The sequence below is a fragment of the Klebsiella sp. BIGb0132 genome (assembly GCF_024810075.1).
Taxonomy (GTDB): Bacteria; Pseudomonadota; Gammaproteobacteria; order Enterobacterales; family Enterobacteriaceae; genus Klebsiella; species Klebsiella terrigena.
This window is the reverse complement of the sequence record NZ_JANUDW010000001.1, coordinates 1,082,620-1,104,940: the sequence shown is the minus strand read 5'-3', so window position 1 is coordinate 1,104,940 and position 22,321 is coordinate 1,082,620. Positions and strand designations below refer to the sequence as shown.

Here is a 22,321-nt window from a genome sequence, read left to right as displayed (position 1 = left end):
CCCGAAATTAAAACGCTGATTCTACCATGCATGGCCGCAGCGGCCAGTAGCAGAATGCAGCCGGCGTCGCACCGCTGAAAATCATTTGCCCAGGATACTGCGGGAAATAGCGGCTGCTCATCACGCCTTCTCCGCCGTTAATGAAAATCTCAATGCTTGAGCTGTCGCATAAGATCCGCAGCGCCCGCACCTCTCCCCGCCAGTAGCGGTAGAGCGCGTCGTCGCAGGCCAGGCTGCGGCGTTCGAGGCGAATGCCGTCGGCGTCGAGAGTGAGCCTGAGGGCGCCGCCGAAATCAATCGCCAGCTCGTCGCCGGGCGCCACCTCAAAGACCATGTCCATCGGCGCCAGCGGTAGGCCTGGCCCCTGCCAGCCGCTGGCCTCGCCGCGCAGATCCGCCAGCTCGCGCACCGGATACTGGTAGAGTTTGCCGTCGCGCAGCTCCAGCTCCCGCAGGCAGGTCATCTGGTGGATCCAGCCGTGGGCGAGGGTTGGCTGGCGCATCTCTTCGCCGTCCGGAACCCCCATCCAGCCGACCAGCAGCCGCCGGCCGTCGGCGGCCAGCATGGTCTGCGGGGCGTAAAATTCGAAGCCGGCATCGAGCTCATAAAGCGCGCCGTGGTCAAAGCGGGCGCTGGCGTAGTCGAAGCGGCCCGCCGTCCACACGGCGGGATAGGTGTTGAGGTAGCGATCGGCCTCGCGGGCGATGCCCTGGGGGCAGCAGATCAGGATATGCTGGTCGGCGAGCGGGAAGAGGTCCGGACACTCCCACATATAGCCGGCGTCGTGCAGGCCGTTGAGATCGCTGCCGGCAATTTCGCCTGCCGCTTCCCACTGGTGTAAATCCGCGGAGCTGAACAGCAGTACCTTACCGCGCTTTTGCAGATCCTGGGCGCCGAGGACCATGAACCAGCGGCCTTCATGCTGCCAGACCTTCGGGTCGCGGACGTGGCCGGTGTAGCCCTTCGGCAGCGCCAGCACCGGGCCGGTTTTGCTAAAGGTACCGTCGGCGTTTTCCGTCGCCAGGCACTGCCACGCGGTTCTGCTGCCGTCTTCAAACTTCACGTTGCCGGTATAGCACAGGGTCAATTTGCCGTCGTTATCGACGGCGCTCCCCGAGTAGCAGCCGTTGCGGTCGTACTCTTCGTCCGGCATCAGCGCGATCGGCTCATGCTGCCAGTGCAGCAGGTCGGCGGAGCTCCAGTGCCCCCAGCACTTGAACGTATGATCGCAGGCTATCGGGTTCCACTGGTAAAACAGGTGATAGCGCCCGGCAAATTCGATAAAGCCGTTAGGATCGTTCATCAGGCCGGTGGTGGGGGCCAGGTGCCACTGCGGATAGTGGCTATCGCGCAGCGAGCGCGGCTGGCCCTGCATCACGGCGCGTAAAATTGCCGGCAAACGTGAATGAAGTGACATTATTCAGCGTCCGTTTTGTATTTCAGCAGCAGGGAAACGGTAAAGGCCACGCCGAAGGCGATAACCATCCCGATAATATAGTTCAGCAGCGAACTGGCCTGCACGATAGCCATCCCCGGGATCGCCGTCAGCCCGACCGCGGTCATGTAGACGTGCATCGATACCACCCACGCGCCGCCCGCCGCGCCGCCGATAAGAGCCGCGATAAACGGCTTCACGAAGCGCAGGTTAATACCGAATATCGCCGCTTCGGTGATCCCGAGCATCGCGGAAAAGGCCGAAGGCAGCGTGATGGCTTTGATTTTGGCATCTTTGGTTTTAAACCAGACCGCCAGACAGGCGCCGCCCTGGGCAACGTTGGCCATGGCCCAAATCGGCAGCAGGAAGTTGACGCCGATCGACGGGTTGCCCAGCAGTCCGGCCTCAATGGCGTGGAAGCTGTGGTGAATACCGGTAATCACGATAACCGAGTAGAGGCCGCCGAACAGCAGCCCGGCCAGCCAGCCGGCGTGGGCGATCAGGGTGCTAAGAACAAACGAGATGCCGTCGCCCAGCGCGCGCCCGGCGGGACCGATAATCAGCAGGGCGATAAAGCCGGAGATGATCACCGTCAGGAACGGCGTCAGGATCAGATCGAGGGCGTCAGGAATGACCCGGCGCAGTTGCTTCTCGACGATGCTCATAAACCACACCGCCAGCAGCACCGGGAATACCGTGCCCTGGTAGCCGATCATGGCGATTTCCAGACCGAAAAAGTTCATCGAATGGAAGCCGGCGGCCACGCCCCAGGCGTTGGTGAGCGCCGGGTGGGTTAAGATGCCGCCGAGGGTTGCGCCGAGATAGGGGTTGCCGCCAAATTCGCGCGCGGCGGTGAAGCCAATCAGGATCGGCAGAATGATAAAGGCCGCCGAGCTGCACATATCGAGAATGATATAGATGGCGTTACTCGGATCGACCCAGCCGTAGGTTTTTACCATCCCCAGCAGGCCCATCAGCAGGCCGGAGGCGACGATAGCCGGAATAATAGGGACGAAGATGTTCGACAGCAGGCGCGCAATGCGCTGGAACGGGTTGAGCTTTCTCGCCGCAATATTGGCGGCTTCCGACTTGCTGGACTCGCCGATCCCGGCGACCTGGATAAACGCGGCGTAGACCTTGTTGACGATGCCGGTGCCAAAGATAATCTGCATCTGACCGGCGTTATTAAAGCAGCCCTTAACCCCTTCGATTTCGCCGATGGCCTTCTTGTCGGCCAGCGAATCATCGACCAGCACCAGGCGCAGACGCGTGGCGCAGTGCGCGGCGCTGGCGATATTTTCCTTACCTCCCAACAGCGGAAGCAGCGAGCGGGAAATGTGTTCGAAATCCATAGTACCCTCTGAATGCATTATTATTTGTTGGTTTTATTTCCGCGGCAGCAGAGGACTGATGCCGCGGTTTTAAGCTGGTTTCAGACCCTTGCCGTCAGAACCAGGTCTCCATTTGCATACCGAACGACCATTCGCCGCCCGATTTAAAACCGCTGCTGCCTAAAGCGTCATCGCTGGCGTAGTTATCCAGCTTTTTGCTCCAGTCCATCCACGAGGTGTAGAGACGGATCTCCGGACGGCTGAAGAAATCACCGATGCTGCCGACCTTAAAGGTCGGTGCGAAGGTGAGTTTATAGAAGCTGCCGTTCACCGCATGACGGTCGTTATAGCCCTCGGGTTTGAGATCCATATATTGGTAGCTGCCTTCGTAAGCGAGAGCGAAGTTCTGGTTGATCTCCTGAATCAGACGCATGTTGAGGGTCGCCCACTGGTAGCTGTCGCCATCGACATAGCGGTCTTTACTGCTCTGCGCCAGCACCGCCGGAGCGATAAACCAGTTCTTGCTGAGCGGCGTGGTGCCGTAGCTGGCGAAGCGCCAGGTATTGGCTCCCGGACGCAGCGCGCCGTCGGAACCGAGGCCTTTCACTTCTGCGCCCAGGCCGTGGCCGTAGAGCAGGGCCGTTTTGCTGCTCCCTTCCCGCAGGCCGTAAAAACTGTCGTTGTGCAAACCGAGTAGCGTATGTACCCCGGTATTTGCCGCATCGCCTTTGACCAGATTGCCGTTGGTATCTTTACGATCGTCATTATCTTTCGCCCGCATCCCGCTGACCATCACCTGCACCGGGCCGATGAAGTGGTTCATGCTGAGGATGTAGTTCTGCACGCTATTGCTCGAATCATCAATATCGCCGAAGTTGCGTCCGTAGAGAGAGAAGTTACTCCGCAGGCTGTCGTTCCACTTCACGTCATAAATACCGCCGCCGGTACCCGCGAGGAAGACCACGTCGGAATCGACCCAGTGAATATCGAAGTTATCACGGTCGAAGCGTTTACCGGCCCACAGGGTGGAACCTTTAAACGCGCCTTCGAAGGTCGGCAGGTTGCCCAGCTCGACGAAGGCCTGACGAACGTTCAAATCGCTGGTGCTTGCCGTCCAGTCGTTGTAGGTGGTTTGTCCGTCGGCCACCATCACTTTGAAGCGGGTCGTCGCGCCGTTATCCAGGGTCTGCTTATGTTCAAGATTCATTTCAACATAGGTGTCGGCCTGGTTTCCCAGACGGCCGATAGCCCCCCCGGTTTCCCCCGCAGGCGTCATATAGGCGCCGGATTTAGTACTGGAGGCTGAGTCGTTCATGATTACGCCGGAGCGGGCGTAGCCGTGGAACTCAAAGCCGCTCTTTTCATCGGCTTTCTTCTCCAGCTGGGCGGTGCGCTGGGCCACCTGCTGGGTGTTGTCCTGGGTTTTCTGCTGCTGCGTGGTGAGCTGCTCAACTTTCTTCTCGGCCGAGTCGGCGCGGTTCTCCGCAGTCTGCGCCCGGTTTTCCGCATCCTGGAGGCGTTTTTCCAGGGCTATCAGGCGGGCTTCGATGGTGCTTAAATCCGTTTGCGCATGGACCGAACCGGCTCCGGTTAGCAAAGCGATAAGGACGGCAAGTGTGCTTTTTTTATACATGCTGTTCGCATCCCAAAAGTGAAATTGAATGATGTGTTGTTTTTTTTGCTAAACCGGTTTAGGTCGTATGTTAAACGCGACAAGTAACATAGATAAACGAATTTTGCTAAACCGATTTAATAATTGTGACGGAGGCAACAAAGCGGGCCATTGAGGACGGCCCGCGGGGGATCAAAACTGGCGATTGAGATCGTGCTGCCAGGGGAGGGCGGTCATGGCGCCTTTGGCGGTGGTCGCCAGCGCGCCGCAGGTTTGCGCCAGCTGCAGCGCGGGCTCCAGCGATGCCAGGTCGGTCGGCATGCCGTTGGCGGCGAGGCTGGAGAGCAGCCCGGCGACGAAGGCATCGCCCGCGCCGGTGGTATCGACGCTGACCACCGGCTTCGCCGCAAAGTGGATCGTCTGCTGCTGAAAAGCTGCCAGCACGCCGGCTTTACCCTGGGTGACCAGCAGCAGCTCCGGCCGGTAGCGCTGGCTTAAGATGGCGATACCCTGCGCCAGATCGCTGCTGCCGCTGATAAAGACCAGCTCCTCCTCAGAGAGCTTCACCACGTTAGCAAGCGACAGCGCCCTGTCGAGACAGGCCTGCAGCAGCGCCGGGTCCTGCCACAGGTCCTCGCGAATATTGGGGTCGAAGCTTACCCAGCCGCCGACGCTTTTGATCTGCTCCATCGCCGCGAAGGTGGTGCTCCGGCTTGGCTCAGCGCTGAGGGCAATAGAGCAGACGTGGAGCCACTGGCGAGGTGCGAAGGCCGGGAGATCCTCCGGCTGCAAAAAGAGGTCGGCGCTGGGGCGCACCATAAAGGTAAAGGTACGCTCACCGTGGCTGTCGAGATCGACCACCACGGTTGAGGTTCTCTGCTGCGGGTCGAGGCGCATATGGCTCACGTCAACCCGCTCCTGACTTAGGGTCTGGTGCATAAAGCGGCCGAAGGGATCGTCGCCGACGCGACCGATAAATCCGCTCTCTCCGCCGAGGCGGGCAACGCCTACCGCGACGTTGGCCGGCGCGCCGCCTGGACACTGCAGCAGCCGCCCTCCGCTCTCCGGCAGCAGGTCCACCACCGCATCTCCGACCACCCAAACTTTTGCGTTCATGCTCATCTCACCTCGTTGCTAAACTATATTAAACCGGTTTAGCTTTATTAAAGCATAGCCCCGTGCAGATCGAAACGCCGTGATGCCTAAAGTGGGAGACAGGGCAAAAAAACGCGGCCCGCGGATTGACGCTGCAAAGCGGCCGCCGATCGCGGCAGGAACTCCAGCTGTGGACTTTTACTCTCTATAAATCTTATGTATATTTTGTCAGGCAATGATTTGTTCAGCGGATTTTTCTGACGGGGAAAGAACGGGGTGAATAGCAGCTTTGGCGATATCTACTCTTCCTATCAGAATCTGGAGCTGAGCACGCATCTCCCCGAGGTTATCGCCTGCGGTGAGCAGGTTGAATGGGCCGCCGGCACGCGCTTCCAGCCCGCAGAGGGGTACATCTACTTCCTTTTGCAGGGGCAAATGACGCTGGCGGTGGGCGATGCGCAAAATCTGTTAGGGATTGTGATTGAGCATATGCCGCTGGGCCTGCCGGAACGCTACTTTCCGCAGCTGAACTGGCTCTATCAGTGCCAGGGGCAGTGTCGTTTTGCCAAAGTCACGGTCGCCGATTTTGAGCGCATATTCTTTCACTCGTCGCCAAAATATATGCAGGAGCTGACCACTATTCTGGTCTATATGGGCATCTTCGCGATTGATGCCCACAATGAACGGGGTAATCTGTCGGGTTTTCAGACCATTAAATCGATGCTTTCCCGCTACCTGTTCCGCACCGGGATTGACGATGGGCAACGTGAAAGCCTGTCCGCCTTTATTATCAAACGCACCAACCTTTCGCGCAGCTACGTTTATCAGGTACTGGCCGCTCTGAAAGAGGGAGGATATATTACGGTGAAAAAGGGCCGGCTAATATCTATCGACCGAAAAATCCCTGATAAATTTTAATTATTCCGCGAGTAGTTATTTACTCTCTCCCGCAAGCTGCCGCGTAAAATAAACTCGCAGCACGCTGTATCGCTATTTCCACCCGGCCTCGGCACGCCGTCGGGATGGTATTTATTTCTCTTATTGAACTCTGGAGTATTCGATGACTCTTGACTATATCGCTCTGGCCATCCTGATTGCGGTGGTGCTGATTCTATTTTACGGGATAATTGTGATCCACGATATCCCGTACGAAATTGCCAAAAAAAGAAACCATCCGCACCAGGATGCTATTCACTACGCCGGCTGGGTCAGCCTGTTTACGCTTCACGTGCTGTGGCCGCTGCTGTGGATCTGGGCGACGCTGTGGCGCGAGGACCGCGGCTGGGGAATGCAGAAGGCGCAGCAGGAAAGCGGCGATCTGCATCGGCAGCTGACTCAGGTATTAACGCGGCTGGATACGCTGCAGCAGGAATTAAATACCCTGAAAGGCCATCATCCGTTGCCGGTGGCTGCTGAAGGCGTCGCCACGAAGGAGGATAAATAATGGAAACGCTGCTGCTGCTGTGCTATGCCGCACTCTGTATCGTTATTTTTAAAATATTTCGTATTCCGCTCAATAAATGGACGGTACCGACCGCGGTATTAGGTGGGATTGTTATTATCGGGGCGCTTATTTTAGGGATGAATTATAACTTCCCGTATACCGAAACGGGCAAACAGGTATTTCGTACGGTGCCCATTGTGTCGCAGACGCGGGGCCGCGTGACCAGCGTTCCGGTTCAGGCCAATCAGATGCTGAAGCAGGGCGACGTGCTGTTTACTATTGACCCGACTCCGTTCCAGGCCAAAGTGGATGACCTGAAGGCACAGGTAAAAGCGGCCAGCCAGGACGCGCTATCGCTCGACTCGGCGCTAAATAGCGCCCGGGCCAGCCTCGATAAAGCCAGCGCCGAGCGCGACCGGGCCCAGCGGGAGTATGCCCGTTTTGCGGCCGGTCATGATAAGGGGGCCTTTTCCGATCAGATGGTCGATACCCGTCGGCAGACGTGGAAAGCGGACGAAGCCGCGGTAGCGGCCGCAAAAGAGAACGTTGTCCAGGCGCGGAATGCCCTGCACTCCGTGGTTCACGGGGAAAATACCCGGGTTGCCTCGCTGCTGGCGCAGCTGCGGGAAGCCGAATTTAAGCTGGAGAATACCGTGGTGCGCGCGCCGTCTGACGGCTACGTGAGCACCGTGGGCCTGCGGCCCGGCACCATGTCGACGGCCCTGGGTCTCGCGCCGGTTATGACCTTTGTGCCGGTGACGGGGAATCAGTCCCGTGAATACGTCGCGGCGTTTCGGCAGAACTCGTTGCAGCGTCTGCAGGCCGGGGAGAAGGCGGAGCTGCTGTTCCCGGCGATCCCGGGCACCGTTTTCAGCGCGGAGGTCGTCGAGGTTCTGCCGGCAATCGGTGAAAGCCAGTTCCAGGGCCAGGGCAAGCTGCTGACCACCGATGCGCTAATCGGTCACGGCCGGGCGCTGGTGGTCTTCAAAGTGAACGATCCGCGCCTGCAAAATTACCGTTTACCGCAGGGGACCGACGTCGAAGCGGCGGTCTATTCCGGACACTTCGAGCACCTGTCGCTTATTCGTAAGATCCTGATCCGCATGAAAAGCTGGGAAAACTACCTCTACCTCGATCATTAATTGCCGCCTCAGGCCGGCGCCCCGGTTCAGGGCGTCGGCGCTGCTCAAGGCCGCCGCCTACGCCGGCACCGCGCTGCCGACCAGCCCGTCAATAATCACCTGCATGACCCCCTGCGAGCAGGGCTCAATGCGTCCCCGCACGCCGTACACCTCGGCTAAGATCTCCGGCGTAATCACCCGCGACGGCGCCCCCTCGGCCAGCAGACGCCCCTCTTTTAGCATCAGCACGCGATCGGCATGGCGCAGGGCGATATTAATGTCATGCACCACCACCAGGGTGACGATATTGCGTCTTCGGGTCTCCCTGCGCACCAGATCCATCACGTGGAACTGATAGTTCAAATCCAGCGCGCTGAGCGGCTCATCGAGCAGCAGCAGCGCCGGCTGGCGGATAAGCGACTGGGCCAGGCCGACGAGCTGCTTTTGCCCGCCGGAAAGCCGGTCGAGGTAGCCGAGCGCCAGATGTTCAATGCCCAGCTGGCGCAGCAGGGACATCACCTGCTGCTGGCTTTGCGCGTCGTGCACGCCGCCGGCCGCGCGCTGGGCGACGATAATCGACTCCAGCACGTGCAGATGGACGCCCGCCGGCAGCGTTTGCGGCAGATAGACCACCTTTTCCGCCCGCCGGGCAAACGGCAGCGTCAGCAGGTTTTCCCCGTCAAGCGACAGCTCTCCCGTCGAGGGGCCCAGGCCGGCCATCGCCCGCATCAGGGTCGATTTGCCGCTGCCGTTGGGGCCCAGCAGGGCGGTGATTTCACCGCGCGGCAACCGCGGTACCGTCAGGTCGCGGATAACCTGGCGCTTCGGATAGCCGGCGCTGAAGCGCGACAGCGCCAGTCCCGTCGTAGAGATGTGCGGATTCATACGTTCCCCCGGTGGCGCAAAATGATGCTCAGAAAGAACGGAACGCCAACCAGCGAGGTGACGATCCCGACCGGAATAATGGCGCCGGGGATCAGATTCTTCGACGCCACGGAGGCCAGCGACAGCACCAGCGCACCGATCAGGGCGCTGGCAGGGAGGTAAAAGCGGTGATCTTCGCCGAAAATCAGGCGTGCGATGTGCGGGGCCACCAGGCCGATAAAGCCAATCGGACCGACGAAAGCCACCGAAATCGCCGACAGGATGCTGATCCGCAGCAGGGTGGTTAGGCGCAGGCGGCGCACGTTAATCCCGAAGCTCATGGCCCGATCTTCGCCGAGGCGCAGCGCCGTCAGCTTCCACGAGCTCAGCATCGATAGCGGCATCACTACCGCCAGCACCGCCAGCAGGATGCCGACCTTCTGCCACGAGGCGCGGTCAATGCTGCCCATGGTCCAGAACACCAGCCCCTGCAGCGTGTCTTCGTTGGCGACAAACTGCAGCATGGAGACCAGCGCGTTGAAGGTAAAGACCAGCGCGATGCCAAACAGGATAACCCCGGAGGAGGCCACCTGGGTCCAGCGGGTAATGCCGTCCAGCAGCAGGGCGGCCAGCAGCGCGAAGATAAAGGCGTTGGCCGAGATAAACCACTGGCTGGGGATCCCCGGAATGCCGATCCCCAGCACGATGGCCAGCGCCGCGCCGAAGGCCGCCGCCGAGGAGACGCCGAGGGTAAAGGGGCTGGCCAGCGGATTGTTGAGGATGGTCTGCATCTCCGCGCCGGCGAGGCCGAGCGCAAGACCAACAATGATCGCCATCAGGGCGTACGGCAGGCGGATATCCCAGACGATGACCCGCGTTCCGGCGCTGGCGCTGGCCGGATCGATCAGGGTTTGCCACAGCGTCTGCAGCGGCATCCCGGACGGACCCATCATAAAATCGAGCAGCAAAGAGGTGATAATCAGCGCCGCCAGCAGCAGCATAAAAGCGATGCGGCGGCGCACGATGTGGCGGTAGTTGGCCATCACGTCCCGCCCGGCGCCTTGGGCTATGAGGGCGGATTCAGTCGTCGAGCTCATGGGCGCTTACTCACCTTGTTTCCAGGAAAAGACGAAGGGCAGGTCGGGCAGGGTGGTGAAATGGCGCACGATATAGCGGTAGCTGTCATCCGGGCTGAGGCGGCTAAAGGTCTGCGGATAGATATCTTTCGCCAGATACTCCATACCGACGATATTCCACGGATGGTTGTAGAAGTGGTGATAGATCCCGTAGGCCCGGCCGGCCTTCACCGGTGGGATGGCGCTGACGCCGGTCCGCGAGAGCAGAACCTGAGCCTGGGCGTTCACCTCCTGCGGGTTAACCCGGTAGCCCAGCGGCAGAACCTGGCTGTTGCCGCGTTTTGAGCCGGTCATGATATAGGCGTCGGGCTTCATGCTAATTACCTTCTCCAGCGCCACAAAGCCGGAGGCGCCTGGCAGCACCTGCGCGCCGATGTTATTGGCCCCCACCGCTTCAACCAGCCCGCCCCAGCCGCTATGTCCGTGGGTAAAGCAGCAGGCGTCGCTGTTGCCCGCCAGCGCCTCGACGAAGACGTTCGCCTTCGGCGCGATGGCGGCGGTTTTCTGGCGAATCGCCTGCAGCTGCTGGCGATAGTAGTCGGTATAGGCTTTGGCGTTGCTTTCACGGTTGAGCACCTGGCCCAGCAGGTCGATGCTCGGGGCGGTATCCTTCGCCGGGTTCACTTCATAATCGACAAACAGCACCGGAATATTGAGCGCGCCGAGCTTGCTGATAATGCCGCTCTCTTCCAGCGCCGGCTTCGCACGCAGCTGGGCAATCATCAGGTCCGGCTGGCGGGAAATCACGCTTTCAAGGTCAATATTGCCCTTATCGCTAAAGCCCATATCCAGAATGCTCGCCGACTGCGGCCACTTCTGCTGCAGCATCTTCCAGGTTTCAACGTCCTGTTTTTTCGCCAGATTATTCCAGGCAACCAGCCGCTTAAAGGGGTTATCGCGGTCGAGAAGCGCCAGCGCCATAATATCCCGGCCGTCCTGCAGGATGATGCGCTGCGGCTCGTGTGGGAGAGTAATGCTTCGGCCGTCGAGGTCGGTCACGGTGAGCGGATACTGGGTGGCATAGCCGGACAGCGGGGCGGAGATTAGCGCAGTAAGAATAAGCGAACTTACTGATTTCATTGCCATAATGTGAGTTCCGTTTGCTAATTATAAATATAATGATTTTGATAATTATTCTCGTGTGAAAATAAACGGCAGATATATGAAACGTCGATTTCATAAAATGTAACAACTTTGCAGGAGTTGATGAGAATGGCCGCGATCGGCGCTTAACTGCCTAAAAAACAGGCGGTAAGCGCCAGAGGCAGTTTTAAGAACTATCCCTAAAGCCAAACGGCAGAATCTTGTGCCATGCTGAATGCGACTCATAACACTAAGCACGTTAGAGAGGAAATTATGAAAAAGGCAATGATTGCGTTATCTGCGATTCTGGTAGCAGCTCCCGTTTTTGCTGCAACCACCACCACACACGCTACTGATGAAACCGTCGCGGCGGCCCATGAAGGGGCTAACACGGCGAAGGAAAAGCTGCATAAGGCCCAGAATGAAGGCGATGAGCTGAAGCTCAAGTCTCAGCACGCGGCTGAAGGCAAAAGCGATAGCCTGGGCAGCAAGGTCAGCGAAGGCACGCAGAAAACCTGGAACAAGACCAAAGAAGGTACCGAGAAGGGTTGGGATAAGACCAAAGAAGGCACTGAAAAAGGCTGGAATAAAACCAAAGCCGTCACCGAAGAAGGCTGGGATAAAACCAAGCAAGGTGCTGACGATTTGAAAAAGAAAGTCACTGAGTAAATACTGACTGTTCTGTATAAAAGGGCCGCGCAAGCGGCCTTTTTTATTGGGTTCTGGCAAACGCCATATCCACCAGATTATTAAGATTAGCGCCCGCGACAATATGCCAGGAATACTCCTGGTTATCCCGATACTCACCGTTTCTCCACATTCCGCCGGTAAAAAGGAAATATATCAGGAGGTGGACAATGAAAAAGATTATTACTCTGGCAGTTATTTTATCCTGCACGCTCACGTCGCTGGCCTACGCCGACGGCCCGAATGGCAACAACGCTCCCGGCCAGCAGCAGGTATGGCAAAATGAGTCCGGGCACGGCAAAAACGACGGCAATCGTCAGCAGGGGCCCGGCAACGGGCCGCAGGGAAACCAGGCGAACGGCCATCAGGATAACGGCAATCATCGTGGACCGAATAGCGGCGAGCAGGGGCGCGCCGGCGCTTCGCAGCAGCATCGTCAGGATCGCCACGAGCAGGAGCATTTTGCCTGGAACGGCCACGACTTCCGCAAAGGCCAGCCCGCGCCTGAGCACTATCGCGGCAGCGCGTACCGGATTAATAACTGGAACGATCGCGGCCTGCCGGCGCCTCCTCAGGGGCAGCACTGGTCCTATATTGACGGTAACTACGTACTGATTGCGGCGGCGACCGGGATCATCACCTCAATTCTGGTGAATGGTCTTCTCAACAACTAGCCGCTAGCCTGCGGCATCCCGGAGCGGTATTGCGTACCGTCTCCGGGAGCGCCTGCCCTATCTTTTATTCAGCTCGTCATCCGGCCAGTACTTGTAGCCGTTAATCATCGCCTGGGCGGCCAGCCCTTTTTCGGTCATTTCGTAGACGTTAACCTTCGAAGGCAGGGACGCGGTCTCCTTCGCGACGCCGTTGGCCGAGGCGCCGACCGGCGCAATGCCCTTATCGTCATATTTCGCCGCCGCGTTGGCATCGGCTCCGACGACATAGCCCCGGGTGATAAAATTATTCAGCGCCGCTTTATCGTGGAACACCACCACGGTGCGCTGCTGTTTTATCCCCATTCCCACGCCGGCACCGCCCTGGGCCATTTTCATATAGGTATCTTTACCGCTGCGGATGTCTTTAACGACGCCATAGCCGCTGCCGAAGCCGAACAGCAGAATTTTGCTGCTGTTGCTGGCAAATACCGCGTAGCCGTCGGCATGCTGAATATCGGCGCGGGCTTCCGGGTGCAGGGAATAAAGTTTGCTCAGCGTTTCGGTACGCATTTTTTGAATGCTGGCGCGCTGCTGGCTGGCGGTATCGCCCTGCGCGCTGCAGCCGGCGAGCGCCAGCACCGATGCCAGAAAAAGGAGCTGATATCTCATTTTTACACTCTGCCGTATGGGTTGCGATAAACGGGATTAAGGTCGGCGATCGTAGAATGAAATTGTGATAAAGGCCCAGAACTTAAAAGTTTATATTTAAATTTTGCCTGTTTATTAGCTTATTACTCTGCTTCCTGTCGGGGCGAAATAGCCTGCCCGGCGGCGCGTTTTCTACTGCGCCAGGCGCCGGCGTATTTTCCCCAGCGCCTTTGATAAGGCGCTGAATAATCATTAGTAAATAAGATGATGGCTCCCTCAGGAATTAGAAATGCTGCTTGCAATAACCGCTTATCCAGATAAGTTATTGACTCTGAGTATATTCTTCATCCTTCAGGTTTCGGCGCCGTCGGAACCTCAATTATTGAAGATATCCTGACCCAATGAATTTTGCTCTGCAGCGCGGCGAACGCCCAGGCGTTTACCCGGATTAGCGGCCGTACACCGCGCCCGACCGGGCGAAAACGGGAGCGGCCGGACTATTGCCAACGCGGATGCAGGCAGAATGACGATCTTATTTCCCGGAGACCGGCATGACCGATTTTGTAATTCCAGAAATTAAAGCAGCTGAAGATGAAATGATTGCGATCCGTCATTATTTACATGCCAATCCGGAATTAAGCCTCGAAGAGTTTAATACCAGCGAACTGGTGGCCGGAAAGCTGACGGAGTGGGGCTATCAGGTGACCCGCGAGCTGGGAAAAACCGGGCTGGTCGGTTCATTGCGCAAGGGCGATTCGCCGCGCACCATCGGGCTGCGCGCCGATATGGACGCGCTGCCGATTTTTGAAACCACCGACCTGCCCTGGGCCAGCACCGTGGCGGGAAAAATGCACGCCTGCGGCCATGACGGCCACACCACTATTCTGCTGGCGGCGGCAAAGTATATCGCTTCTCCGGCCTGCGAATTTAACGGCACCGTGCACCTAATTTTCCAGCCCGCGGAAGAGGCCATCGGCGGGGCGGATTTAATGATTAAAGACGGGCTGTTCGATCGCTTCCCCTGCGAGCGCATCTTTGCGCTGCACAACATGCCGGGGCTGCCGGTCGGCAAGCTCGGCTTTTATGCCGGCAACTTTATGGCCTCGGCGGATACGGTCAAAATCACCGTTCACGGCTACGGCGGCCACGGCGCTCACCCTGACCGCACGGTTGACCCCATTCTGGCCGGCGCGGCGCTGGTGATGGCCCTGCAGAGCATCGTCGCGCGCAACGTGCCGCCGGGAGAAACCGCCGTCGTCACCGTCGGCACCTTCCAGTCGGGCATCGCCTCCAACGTCATTCCTGAAAGCGCGGTGATGGAGCTGACCGTAAGGGCGATGAAGCCCGAGGTCCGCGATCTGCTGATTAAACGCATCCACGAAATCACCGAGTTCACCGCCAAAAGCTACGGCGCAACCAGCGAGATCGAGGTTTATGACTCCTATCCGGTGCTGACCAACAGCGAGGAAGAGACGGCGTTTGCCAGGGCGCTGGCGCTGGAGGTCTTCGGCAGCGAGAAGGTGCTGGCGTCGATCGCGCCGATGAACGCCAGCGAAGATTTTGCCTTTATGCTGCAGGCGCGTCCGGGCTGCTACTTCCTGCTGGGCAACGGCGAGAAGGGCGGCAAGGGCAGCTGCATGGTGCATAACCCAGGCTACGACTTTAATGATGACATTATTAGCACCGGCGCGACGCTTTTCGCCCGGTTAGTTGAAACGCACTGCCGCTGATCTCTGGAGCTCGTAAATAATGAAAAAATCACTTCTGCTGTGGGTTGCGCTGATGGCCTCAACGTCGGCGCTGGCCGCAGAAAATAAGGAAATTCGCTTTGGCGTCGACCCGACCTTTGCGCCGTTTGAATGGAAGGATCCGCAGGGCAAGCTGGCGGGTTTCGATATTGATTTAGGCAACGCCATCTGCCAGCAGCTGCAGGCCAAATGCGTGTGGGTGGAAAGCAACTTCGACGGCATCATTCCGGCGCTGAAGGCGCGTAAATTTGACGCCATTCTCTCCGGTATGTATATGACCGAGAAGCGTAAAGAGCAGATTGGCTTTAGCGACAAGCTCTATAACGGCCCGGTGTTCCTCGTGGCGCGTAAAAATACGCTGAGCGGCAATACGCCGGAGCAGCTGAAGGGCAAAACCATCGGCGTGGAGCAGGGCTCGGCGCAGGAAACCTACGTGAATCAGCACTGGCGTCCGGCGGGAATTAATATCGTGGCCTACCAGGGCGCCGACAGCGTGGTGCGGGATTTGGAGTCCGGGCGTATCGACGGCGCGGTGCTTTCCGGAATGATGGCGGACTACAGCTTCCTGCAGCAGCCTCAGGGCAAAGATTTCGCCTTCGTTGGCGGTCATTTGCAGGATGATAAGCTGTTTGGCGCCGGGGCGGCCATTGGCCTGCGCAAGGACGACGACGCCTTACGTCAGGAGATTAACGGCGCAATTGCCAAAATTCTTGCCGACGGAACCTATAAAAAACTGGCCGGGAAATATTTTAGCTTTGACGTCTATTCCGGGACATAATGCGGTTATGCAGGCGGCGGGCACGGAAAGCCCGCCTCAGGCTTCCTTTCTCTACTATCATTTCTGACCCTGGCCCGATAACGCAGGACGCAGAATATAAACGAGACCCTCACTCATTCGAGTTGAACCAGGCCGGGCGCGGGCAACCTGAAGGACGACGGGTCAATAAGGAGTGAACGGCATGATGACACGTCCATTGGGCAAAACCGGATTTTCCATTGCGCCGCTGGTCTTTGGCGGCAACGTTTTCGGCTGGACCTGCGATGAAAAAACCAGTTTTGCCATTCTTGATGCTTTCGTTGACCACGGCTTTGACGCTATCGATACGGCGGACGTTTACTCCCGCTGGGCGGACGGCAATCAGGGCGGAGAGTCGGAAACGATAATCGGCCGCTGGCTGCAGGCGCGGCCGGGGATGCGTGAGCGGGTTAAAATCTTCAGCAAGGTCGGCTCAGATATGGGGCCCGACGGGCAAAAAGGGCTGAGCAAAGCCTGGATCCAGCAGGCGGTAGACCACTCCCTGCGCCGCCTGAATAGCGACTATATCGATCTCTATTTTGCCCACTGGCCGGATCCGCAAACTCCGCTGGCGGAAACCCTGGAAGCGTTCCAGGCCCTGCAGCAGGCGGGAAAAATCCGCGCGACCGGCGCCTCGAACCTCGACGCGCAGCAGCTGTCGGCGGCGCTGGAGGTGGCGCGCAAGGGCGGCCTGCCGGCCTGGCAGGTGCTGCAGCCGGAATATAATCTCTATCACCGCTCCGCCTTCGAAGGCGCGCTCTGCGATCTCTGCATCAGCCGCGAGATTGGCGTGGTGACCTACTACAGTCTGGCCTCCGGCTTTTTAACCGGCAAATACCGCCAGCAGTCCGACCTGGCGCAGAGCCAGCGCGGCGGCGGCATCGCCAAATACCTCAATCCGCGCGGGATGCGTATTCTCGATACCCTCGAAGAGGTTGCCGGGCAGCACAACGCTAAGCCGGCGGAGGTGGCCCTCGCCTGGCTGATGAGCCGGGAAGGGGTGACCGCGCCGATCGCCAGCGCCACCAGCGTCGCCCAGGTTGAGAGCTTTGCCCGCGCCGCTGGGCTGACGCTCAACGCCGCGCAGCTGGCGCGGCTCGAGATCGCCAGCGCCTGATGGCCGCCTGCCGGAGCCGTCTGGCTCCGGCCTTTCCCGGCTAGCGGTGCGTCGTTACGTTCAGCACCTGCGCGCTGGCGCCGACCCGGCGGTCCCCTTTGGCGGCATGAAAGGCTCGGGCATCGGGCGCGAGTTTGGCAGCGCGTTTATTGATGATTACACTGAACTTAAATCCGTGATGGTGCGCTATTAATAGCCGACGGGCCTGACGGAATATACTCTTTAAGGTTTAACTCTTGTCGGTAATAAAATAATACTTTGGGTTAATGTTTAAATTATCCTCCCTCCGGCCGCTAGCTAACAACTTAGTGGCCTTTTTATTTACCTCATATATGTGTGCCAGAAAATTCAGCGAAAACTTGTACAATAATAAGCGGATTAAAAATGGCGGCTTATCCATTTTGGCGTTATTACTACAGGCTGCGGAATTATTTCTTTTGCTTATTGCTATTCGGCGAAATGTTGTTAATTAAATATTGCTTAATAATTTTTAATTAACAACTTTTAATTAACATTGGTTTTTTATTTTTTAGGAGGTTGCAGTGACTGCGCCATTAAAAAAAATTGTCATTGTCGGCGGCGGTGCCGGCGGGCTGGAGCTGGCCACGCAGCTGGGGAATAAGCTTGGCCGCCGTAATAAGGCCCAGATTATCCTCGTCGATCGCAGCCACAGCCACCTGTGGAAGCCGCTGCTGCATGAGGTGGCGACCGGATCGCTGGATGCCGGCGTGGACGCTCTGAGCTTTATGGCGCATGCCAGTAAGCACTATTTTGAGTTCCAGCACGGCGCCGTTATCGATATTAATCGCGACGCGAAAACCCTCGTCCTGGCGGAACTGCGCGATGAAAACGGCGAGCTTCTGGTTGCCGAACGCACCCTCGGCTGGGATACCTTAGTGATGGCGCTGGGCAGCACCTCCAACGACTTTAATACCCCCGGGGTAAAAGAGAACTGTATTTTCCTCGACAGCGCCGAGCAGGCAAAACGCTTCCATCAGCAGATGCTTAACCTGTTCCTCAGGCATTCGGCTAACCCGCAGAACCTCGGCAAGGTGAATATTGCCATTGTCGGCGGCGGGGCGACGGGCGTCGAACTGTCGGCCGAGCTGCACAATGCGGTGAAAGAGCTGCAGCGCTACGGCTATAAGCATCTGACCAACGAGGCGCTGAACGTCAGCCTGGTTGAAGCCGGCGAGCGTATTCTGCCGGCGCTGCCGGAGCGCATCTCCCTGGCCGCGCGCGATGAGCTGACGAAGCTGGGCGTCAACGTGATGACCCAAACCCTGATTACCCGCGCCGACGAGCAGGGGCTGCACACCAAAGACGGCAGCGTAATTAGCGCGGATCTGATGGTGTGGGCGGCCGGCATTAAGGCGCCGGACTTTATGCGCGACATTGCGGGCCTTGAGACCAACCGGATTAACCAGCTGGTCGTTGAGCCGACGCTGCAGACCACCCGCGATAGCCATATTTTTGCCTTCGGCGACTGCGCCGCCTGCCCGCGCCCGGAGGGGGGATTTATTCCTCCGCGCGGCCAGGCGGCTCACCAGATGGCCCTCTTCACGGCGAATAACATTATTGCGCAGCTGAAGGGCCGACCGCTGAAATCGTTCGTCTATCGCGACCGCGGCTCGCTGGTCTCGCTCTCAGGCTATACCACCCTCGGGAGCATTATGGGCCATCTGCCGGTGGGGCCGATGATGGTGGAGGGCAGGCTCGCGCGTCTGGTCTACGATTCGCTGTACCGTATGCATCAGGTGACGCTGCACGGCTACCTGAAAACCGGCCTGCTGATGCTCTCCGGCGGGATTAACCGCATCATTCGTCCGCATCTCAAGCTGCACTAAAGATGAGATAGCCTCCCGGACGGCGTCGTCCGGGAAGGCGCAACGTCCCGCTCCCAGGCTGGCGACAAATCTCTTCGCGTATCATGTTCTAAAATCAGCAGATTATTGTTTTTACCCGCAACGGAAGCGATTACGCTTGCCTGAGTGTCGATAATGAGTATAGTTCTCATTCTTCTTTTTGTTTGCAGGCTAAGTAGGGAATGACCTGCGTCAGTGAGTCGCTCACAGGGAAACAGCGAAGGCGTAGGGTGGGGCTCGGTACGGCAAGGCTGAAGCAAAAAATATCGGCCAGGAGCTACCATCAGGTCATTGATTATGTAAAGGATTCCTCCTGTGAAATACGCTATTCCGGCCCTCGCGCTGGCTATCTCTGCGGTCCTAAGCGGCTGCGCCGCTACCCATACACCTCCCGCTGCTCAACCGGCTGTCGAAAGCGCCGCCGCTGTTACCGCGGCGCAGCCGCTGAAGCGCGAGCTGGCTGAAGGCCTCTATGAAATGGCGTTGAGCCCGAAAGGCGATGCGCTGTACGTTGCCAGCGCCGAAGGTTTTAAAGACGTGCAGGGCGGGGCGGTCTATAAGCTCGACCCGAAAACCCTGAAGACCATCGGCCTGAGCTACACCGACCTGAAAAACTTTGCCGTCCAGATATCGCCGGATGGCGCAACGCTGTTCGTCACCAACTCCCTCGACGGCGGCATCAGCGCCATTGATACCGCTACCGGCAAAGTCAAAAAGCGCCTGCTGTTTAGCGAGCGCAACGATAAAGGCCTGCCGTACGGCGCGCGCCAGATCCTGCTGCTGAACGACACTCTCTACGTGGGTGCGGTTGCCGACCCGGCGCAAATCTGGGTGGTTGACGCCAACACGCTGAAGCTGAAAACGCGGATTAAAAACACCGGCAAATGGATGACCGGCCTGCACTATTCCGCGCAAACCGGGCGCCTGTACGCGGCCAACGGCGGCGGAGAGATCCTCGTTATCAACCCGCGCAATAACCGCGTTGAGCAGCGCTGGAAGCCGCTGGGCGACAAGCCGGCGCTGCTGCTGAATATTGCCGAAGATAGCGAAACCGGCCGCCTGTTCGTCACCGATAACTCGAAAGCGAAAACCACCCTGGTGCTGGATATTCACAGCGGCAAGGTGATTAAGCAGCTCGACGTGGGCGACTCGCTGGCGGTGCTGTTCAACCCGAAACGCAATGAGATTTATATCTCCCAGCGCGAGTCCGGCAAGGTCATCAGCCTCGACGGCACCAGCTATGCGCAGAAGCGTCAGTGGGATATCCCGGCTAACCCCAACAGCCTGCTGCTCTCAGCCGATGGTCAGACGCTGTTCGTGACCGTCAAGCAGCCGTTTAATAAAGATCATTCGACCAAAGGCCCGGACAGCGTTGTCCGCCTCGACCTGGCGAATCAATAACTAAAATTGGCCCGCCAGCGGGCCCTTTGTTTCACTTTTTCTCCTCCACGGGACATATTATGCACGTCACTCATACTTCATCCTTCCCGCTGCGTAAAACGCTGCTGGCGTTAACGATTGGCGCCATCGCCCAGGGCGCTGCGGCGGCGGACGACGCCAGCGCCGGCAAAAAAAACGAAGAGGTTATGGTCGTCCAGGCGAGCGAAGGCGGCGATTTTAAAGCCGGCGGCGATCTGGTGGTGCCGGCCTTCCTCGACGGGCAGATTGCCCACGGCGGCCGGCTGGGCATGCTCGGTGAACAAAAGGCGATGGACGTCCCCTTTAACGTCATCGGCTACACCGCAAAGCTGATTCAGGACCAGCAGGCGCGCACCATTGCCGACGTGGTCAGCAACGATGCCGGGATCCAGACGGTGCAGGGCTACGGTAACTTTGCCGAAACCTACCGCATTCGCGGCTTTAAGCTCGACGGCGACGACATGACCATGGGCGGCCTCGCTGGCGTGGTGCCGCGTCAGGTGATGGATACCCAGATGCTGGAGCGGGTAGAGGTCTTCAAGGGCGCCAACGGCCTGCTCAACGGCGCGGCCAGCAGCGGCGTCGGCGGGATGATCAACCTTGAGCCGAAGCGGGCTGAGGATATCCCAACCGCCAGGGTGGGCGTCGACTATACCTCCGATTCTCAGGTCGGCGGCAGCCTCGACCTCGGCCGTCGTTTTGGCGATGACAACCAGTTCGGCGCGCGCGTCAACCTGGTGCATCGCGAAGGCGAAGCGGCGGTGGAAAACGACCGCCGTCGTACGACGCTGGCCTCCCTGGGGCTGGACTACCGCAGCGACCGCTTCCGTTCATCGCTCGACTTTGGCTACCAGAAAAAAACCTTCCACGGCGGCGAGATGGGGGTGAACGTCAGCGGCGTTGACTTCGTGCCCGCGGTGCCGGATAACCGCAAAAACTACGGCCAGAAGTGGGGCTATAGCGATATCGAGAACGAATTCGGGATGGCGAAGGCGGAATACGATCTCAGCGACAGCTGGACGCTGTACGGCTCCCTCGGCGGCCAGCACGCGCACGAGACCGGCACCTACAGCACCGCGAAGCTGCTGAATGAAAACGGCGACGCCACCGCCGGACGCCTGGACACCAACCGGATTATCGACGCTTTCAGCGGTATGGGCGGCGTGCGCGGTGATTTCAACACCGGCGCGATTTCCCATCAGGTCAACGTCGGCTACTCGGCGCAGATCAAGCGCGATAAAACCGCGTGGCGGATGTCGACGAAAAACCCGACCACCAATATTTATGACAATCACGGTGTGCCGATGCCGGATAACACCCTGTTTGGCGGCAACTACTTCGACCCCCTGACCACCTCGCGCAGCCGCACTCAGGGCTGGCTGCTGAGCGATACGCTGGGCTTCTTTAACGATAAGGTGCTGCTGACCGCCGCCGCCCGTCATCAGAAGGTGGTGGTGCGTAACTACAGCAATAAAACCGGCGTGGAGGACCCCGCTTCACTCTATACCCAAAGCCGCTGGACGCCGACCGTGGGCCTCGTCTACAAGCCGTGGGAAACGCTGTCGCTGTACGCCAACCATACCGAAGCGCTGCAGCCGGGCAGCGTGGCGCCGAATACCGCCGTCAACGCCGGGCAGAGCACCGGGATCGCGCACTCGAAGCAGGATGAAGTGGGCGTGAAGGTTGACTACGGCACCGTCGGCGGGTCGCTGGCGCTGTTTCAAATCAAAAAGCCGAACGCGATTTCCGATGCTAACGGCTACTACGGGCTGGACGGCGAACAGCGCAACCGCGGCGCCGAGCTGAACGTCTTCGGTGAGCCGATGCTGGGGCTGCGCCTCAACGGCAGCACGCAGTGGCTCGATCCCGAGCAGACCAAAACGGCTAAGGGCGTCAACGACGGAAAAGACGCGGTTGGCGTGGCGCGCTTCTATGCGGTGCTGGGGGCCGAGTATGACATCAAGCCGGTCGAGGGCCTGACGGCCACCGCTCGCGTTAACCACACCGGTTCGCAGTACGCCGATGCGGCGAATACGAAGAAGCTCGACAGCTATACCACCCTCGATCTGGGCGTGCGCTACCGCATGCGCCTCAACGCCGATGGTAACGAAATGGTCTGGCGTGCGGGGGTGACCAACGTCACCAACGAGAAGTACTGGTCCGGCGTCGATGATTCCGGCACCTACCTGTCGGTGGGCGATCCGCGCACCGTTCGCGTATCGATGAGCTACGATTTCTAAGGCCAAAGCGCGGGGCGGGCCCGGACG

At 58.8% G+C, this 22,321-nt stretch carries 19 protein-coding genes and 1 pseudogene; 12 read left to right on the top strand and 8 right to left on the bottom strand.

The features are described from left to right. Window positions 1–7: 7 nt before the first annotated feature. The 4 genes from M2416_RS05085 to M2416_RS05070 all read right to left on the bottom strand — a co-directional run bounded on the left by M2416_RS05085 (window position 8) and on the right by M2416_RS05070 (window position 5,494). Entirely contained in the window at window positions 8–1,417 is a 1,410-nt protein-coding gene (locus M2416_RS05085) for a sucrose-6-phosphate hydrolase (protein ID WP_259222473.1), read from the bottom strand. Beyond that, on the bottom strand, window positions 1,417–2,787 hold the full coding sequence (locus M2416_RS05080; protein ID WP_076944818.1) for a sucrose-specific PTS transporter subunit IIBC: 1,371 nt from the start codon (window positions 2,785–2,787) through the stop codon (window positions 1,417–1,419). Before M2416_RS05080 ends, M2416_RS05085 begins: the two co-directional genes overlap by 1 nt. A gap of 94 nt (window positions 2,788–2,881) precedes the next feature. After that, the gene (locus M2416_RS05075; protein WP_259222469.1) at window positions 2,882–4,399 is read right to left on the bottom strand and encodes a carbohydrate porin; all 1,518 of its coding nucleotides are present in this window, start codon (window positions 4,397–4,399) and stop codon (window positions 2,882–2,884) included. A gap of 171 nt (window positions 4,400–4,570) precedes the next feature. Next, a complete protein-coding gene (locus M2416_RS05070) occupies window positions 4,571–5,494 on the bottom strand; it encodes an aminoimidazole riboside kinase (protein WP_076944820.1) in 924 nt (307 codons plus the stop codon). Window positions 5,495–5,749: 255 nt separating this feature from the next. On the opposite strand from M2416_RS05070, the gene M2416_RS05065 reads away from it, so the two are divergent. From M2416_RS05065 to M2416_RS05055, 3 genes are all read left to right on the top strand, one after another. Continuing rightward, window positions 5,750–6,391 carry a helix-turn-helix domain-containing protein gene (locus M2416_RS05065; RefSeq protein WP_115193392.1) on the top strand — a complete coding sequence of 214 codons (642 nt, stop codon included), beginning with the start codon at window positions 5,750–5,752 and terminating at the stop codon, window positions 6,389–6,391. 142 nt (window positions 6,392–6,533) lie between these two features. Next, window positions 6,534–6,917: a DUF3302 domain-containing protein gene (locus M2416_RS05060; RefSeq protein ID WP_076944822.1), complete on the top strand. Its 384-nt coding sequence runs from the start codon at window positions 6,534–6,536 to the stop codon at window positions 6,915–6,917. Further along, on the top strand, window positions 6,917–8,059 hold the full coding sequence (locus tag M2416_RS05055) for an HlyD family secretion protein (protein ID WP_259222464.1): 1,143 nt from the start codon (window positions 6,917–6,919) through the stop codon (window positions 8,057–8,059). The genes M2416_RS05060 and M2416_RS05055 overlap by 1 nt, the downstream gene beginning before the upstream one ends. 57 nt (window positions 8,060–8,116) lie before the next feature. Here M2416_RS05055 and M2416_RS05050 read toward each other — a convergent pair whose 3' ends face one another. From M2416_RS05050 to M2416_RS05040, 3 genes are read right to left on the bottom strand one after another with little or no spacing between them, the layout of a single operon-like run. Then, window positions 8,117–8,923: an ABC transporter ATP-binding protein gene (locus M2416_RS05050; RefSeq protein ID WP_259222463.1), complete on the bottom strand. Its 807-nt coding sequence runs from the start codon at window positions 8,921–8,923 to the stop codon at window positions 8,117–8,119. Beyond that, window positions 8,920–9,948 (bottom strand): FecCD family ABC transporter permease, encoded by a 1,029-nt coding sequence (locus M2416_RS05045; protein WP_175636948.1) that lies wholly within the window; start codon window positions 9,946–9,948, stop codon window positions 8,920–8,922. The genes M2416_RS05050 and M2416_RS05045 overlap by 4 nt, the downstream gene beginning before the upstream one ends. Before the next feature lie 57 nt (window positions 9,949–10,005). Beyond that, window positions 10,006–11,124, bottom strand: a complete 1,119-nt coding sequence (locus M2416_RS05040) for an ABC transporter substrate-binding protein (RefSeq protein ID WP_259222461.1) — start codon at window positions 11,122–11,124, stop codon at window positions 10,006–10,008. 270 nt (window positions 11,125–11,394) lie between these two features. On the opposite strand from M2416_RS05040, the gene M2416_RS05035 reads away from it, so the two are divergent. Both M2416_RS05035 and M2416_RS05030 read left to right on the top strand, forming a co-directional pair. Then, on the top strand, window positions 11,395–11,790 hold the full coding sequence (locus tag M2416_RS05035) for a hypothetical protein (RefSeq protein WP_041144458.1): 396 nt from the start codon (window positions 11,395–11,397) through the stop codon (window positions 11,788–11,790). A gap of 188 nt (window positions 11,791–11,978) precedes the next feature. Further along, window positions 11,979–12,482 (top strand): RcnB family protein, encoded by a 504-nt coding sequence (locus M2416_RS05030; RefSeq protein WP_259222459.1) that lies wholly within the window; start codon window positions 11,979–11,981, stop codon window positions 12,480–12,482. A 57-nt stretch (window positions 12,483–12,539) separates the two neighbouring features. Here M2416_RS05030 and M2416_RS05025 read toward each other — a convergent pair whose 3' ends face one another. Further along, on the bottom strand, window positions 12,540–13,130 hold the full coding sequence (locus M2416_RS05025; protein ID WP_259222458.1) for a lipid-binding SYLF domain-containing protein: 591 nt from the start codon (window positions 13,128–13,130) through the stop codon (window positions 12,540–12,542). A 530-nt stretch (window positions 13,131–13,660) separates the two neighbouring features. Between M2416_RS05025 and M2416_RS05020 the strand changes: the two genes are divergently transcribed. The 7 genes and pseudogenes from M2416_RS05020 to M2416_RS04990 all read left to right on the top strand — a co-directional run bounded on the left by M2416_RS05020 (window position 13,661) and on the right by M2416_RS04990 (window position 22,294). Then, the gene (locus tag M2416_RS05020; protein ID WP_076944829.1) at window positions 13,661–14,839 is read left to right on the top strand and encodes a M20 aminoacylase family protein; all 1,179 of its coding nucleotides are present in this window, start codon (window positions 13,661–13,663) and stop codon (window positions 14,837–14,839) included. A gap of 19 nt (window positions 14,840–14,858) precedes the next feature. After that, window positions 14,859–15,635: an ABC transporter substrate-binding protein gene (locus tag M2416_RS05015; protein WP_041144462.1), complete on the top strand. Its 777-nt coding sequence runs from the start codon at window positions 14,859–14,861 to the stop codon at window positions 15,633–15,635. Window positions 15,636–15,816: 181 nt separating this feature from the next. Beyond that, entirely contained in the window at window positions 15,817–16,770 is a 954-nt protein-coding gene (locus M2416_RS05010) for an aldo/keto reductase (RefSeq protein WP_259222456.1), read from the top strand. A gap of 79 nt (window positions 16,771–16,849) precedes the next feature. Then, window positions 16,850–16,963 (top strand): annotated as a pseudogene (locus tag M2416_RS05005) (aldehyde dehydrogenase family protein); the annotation flags it as partial. A gap of 349 nt (window positions 16,964–17,312) precedes the next feature. Further along, window positions 17,313–18,617, top strand: coding sequence for an NAD(P)/FAD-dependent oxidoreductase (locus tag M2416_RS05000; protein WP_076944843.1), 1,305 nt, complete (start codon window positions 17,313–17,315; stop codon window positions 18,615–18,617). Window positions 18,618–18,950: 333 nt separating this feature from the next. After that, on the top strand, window positions 18,951–20,036 hold the full coding sequence (locus M2416_RS04995) for a YncE family protein (protein ID WP_076944844.1): 1,086 nt from the start codon (window positions 18,951–18,953) through the stop codon (window positions 20,034–20,036). 59 nt (window positions 20,037–20,095) lie between these two features. Continuing rightward, window positions 20,096–22,294 carry a TonB-dependent receptor gene (locus M2416_RS04990; protein WP_259222450.1) on the top strand — a complete coding sequence of 733 codons (2,199 nt, stop codon included), beginning with the start codon at window positions 20,096–20,098 and terminating at the stop codon, window positions 22,292–22,294. Window positions 22,295–22,321 lie beyond the last annotated feature (27 nt).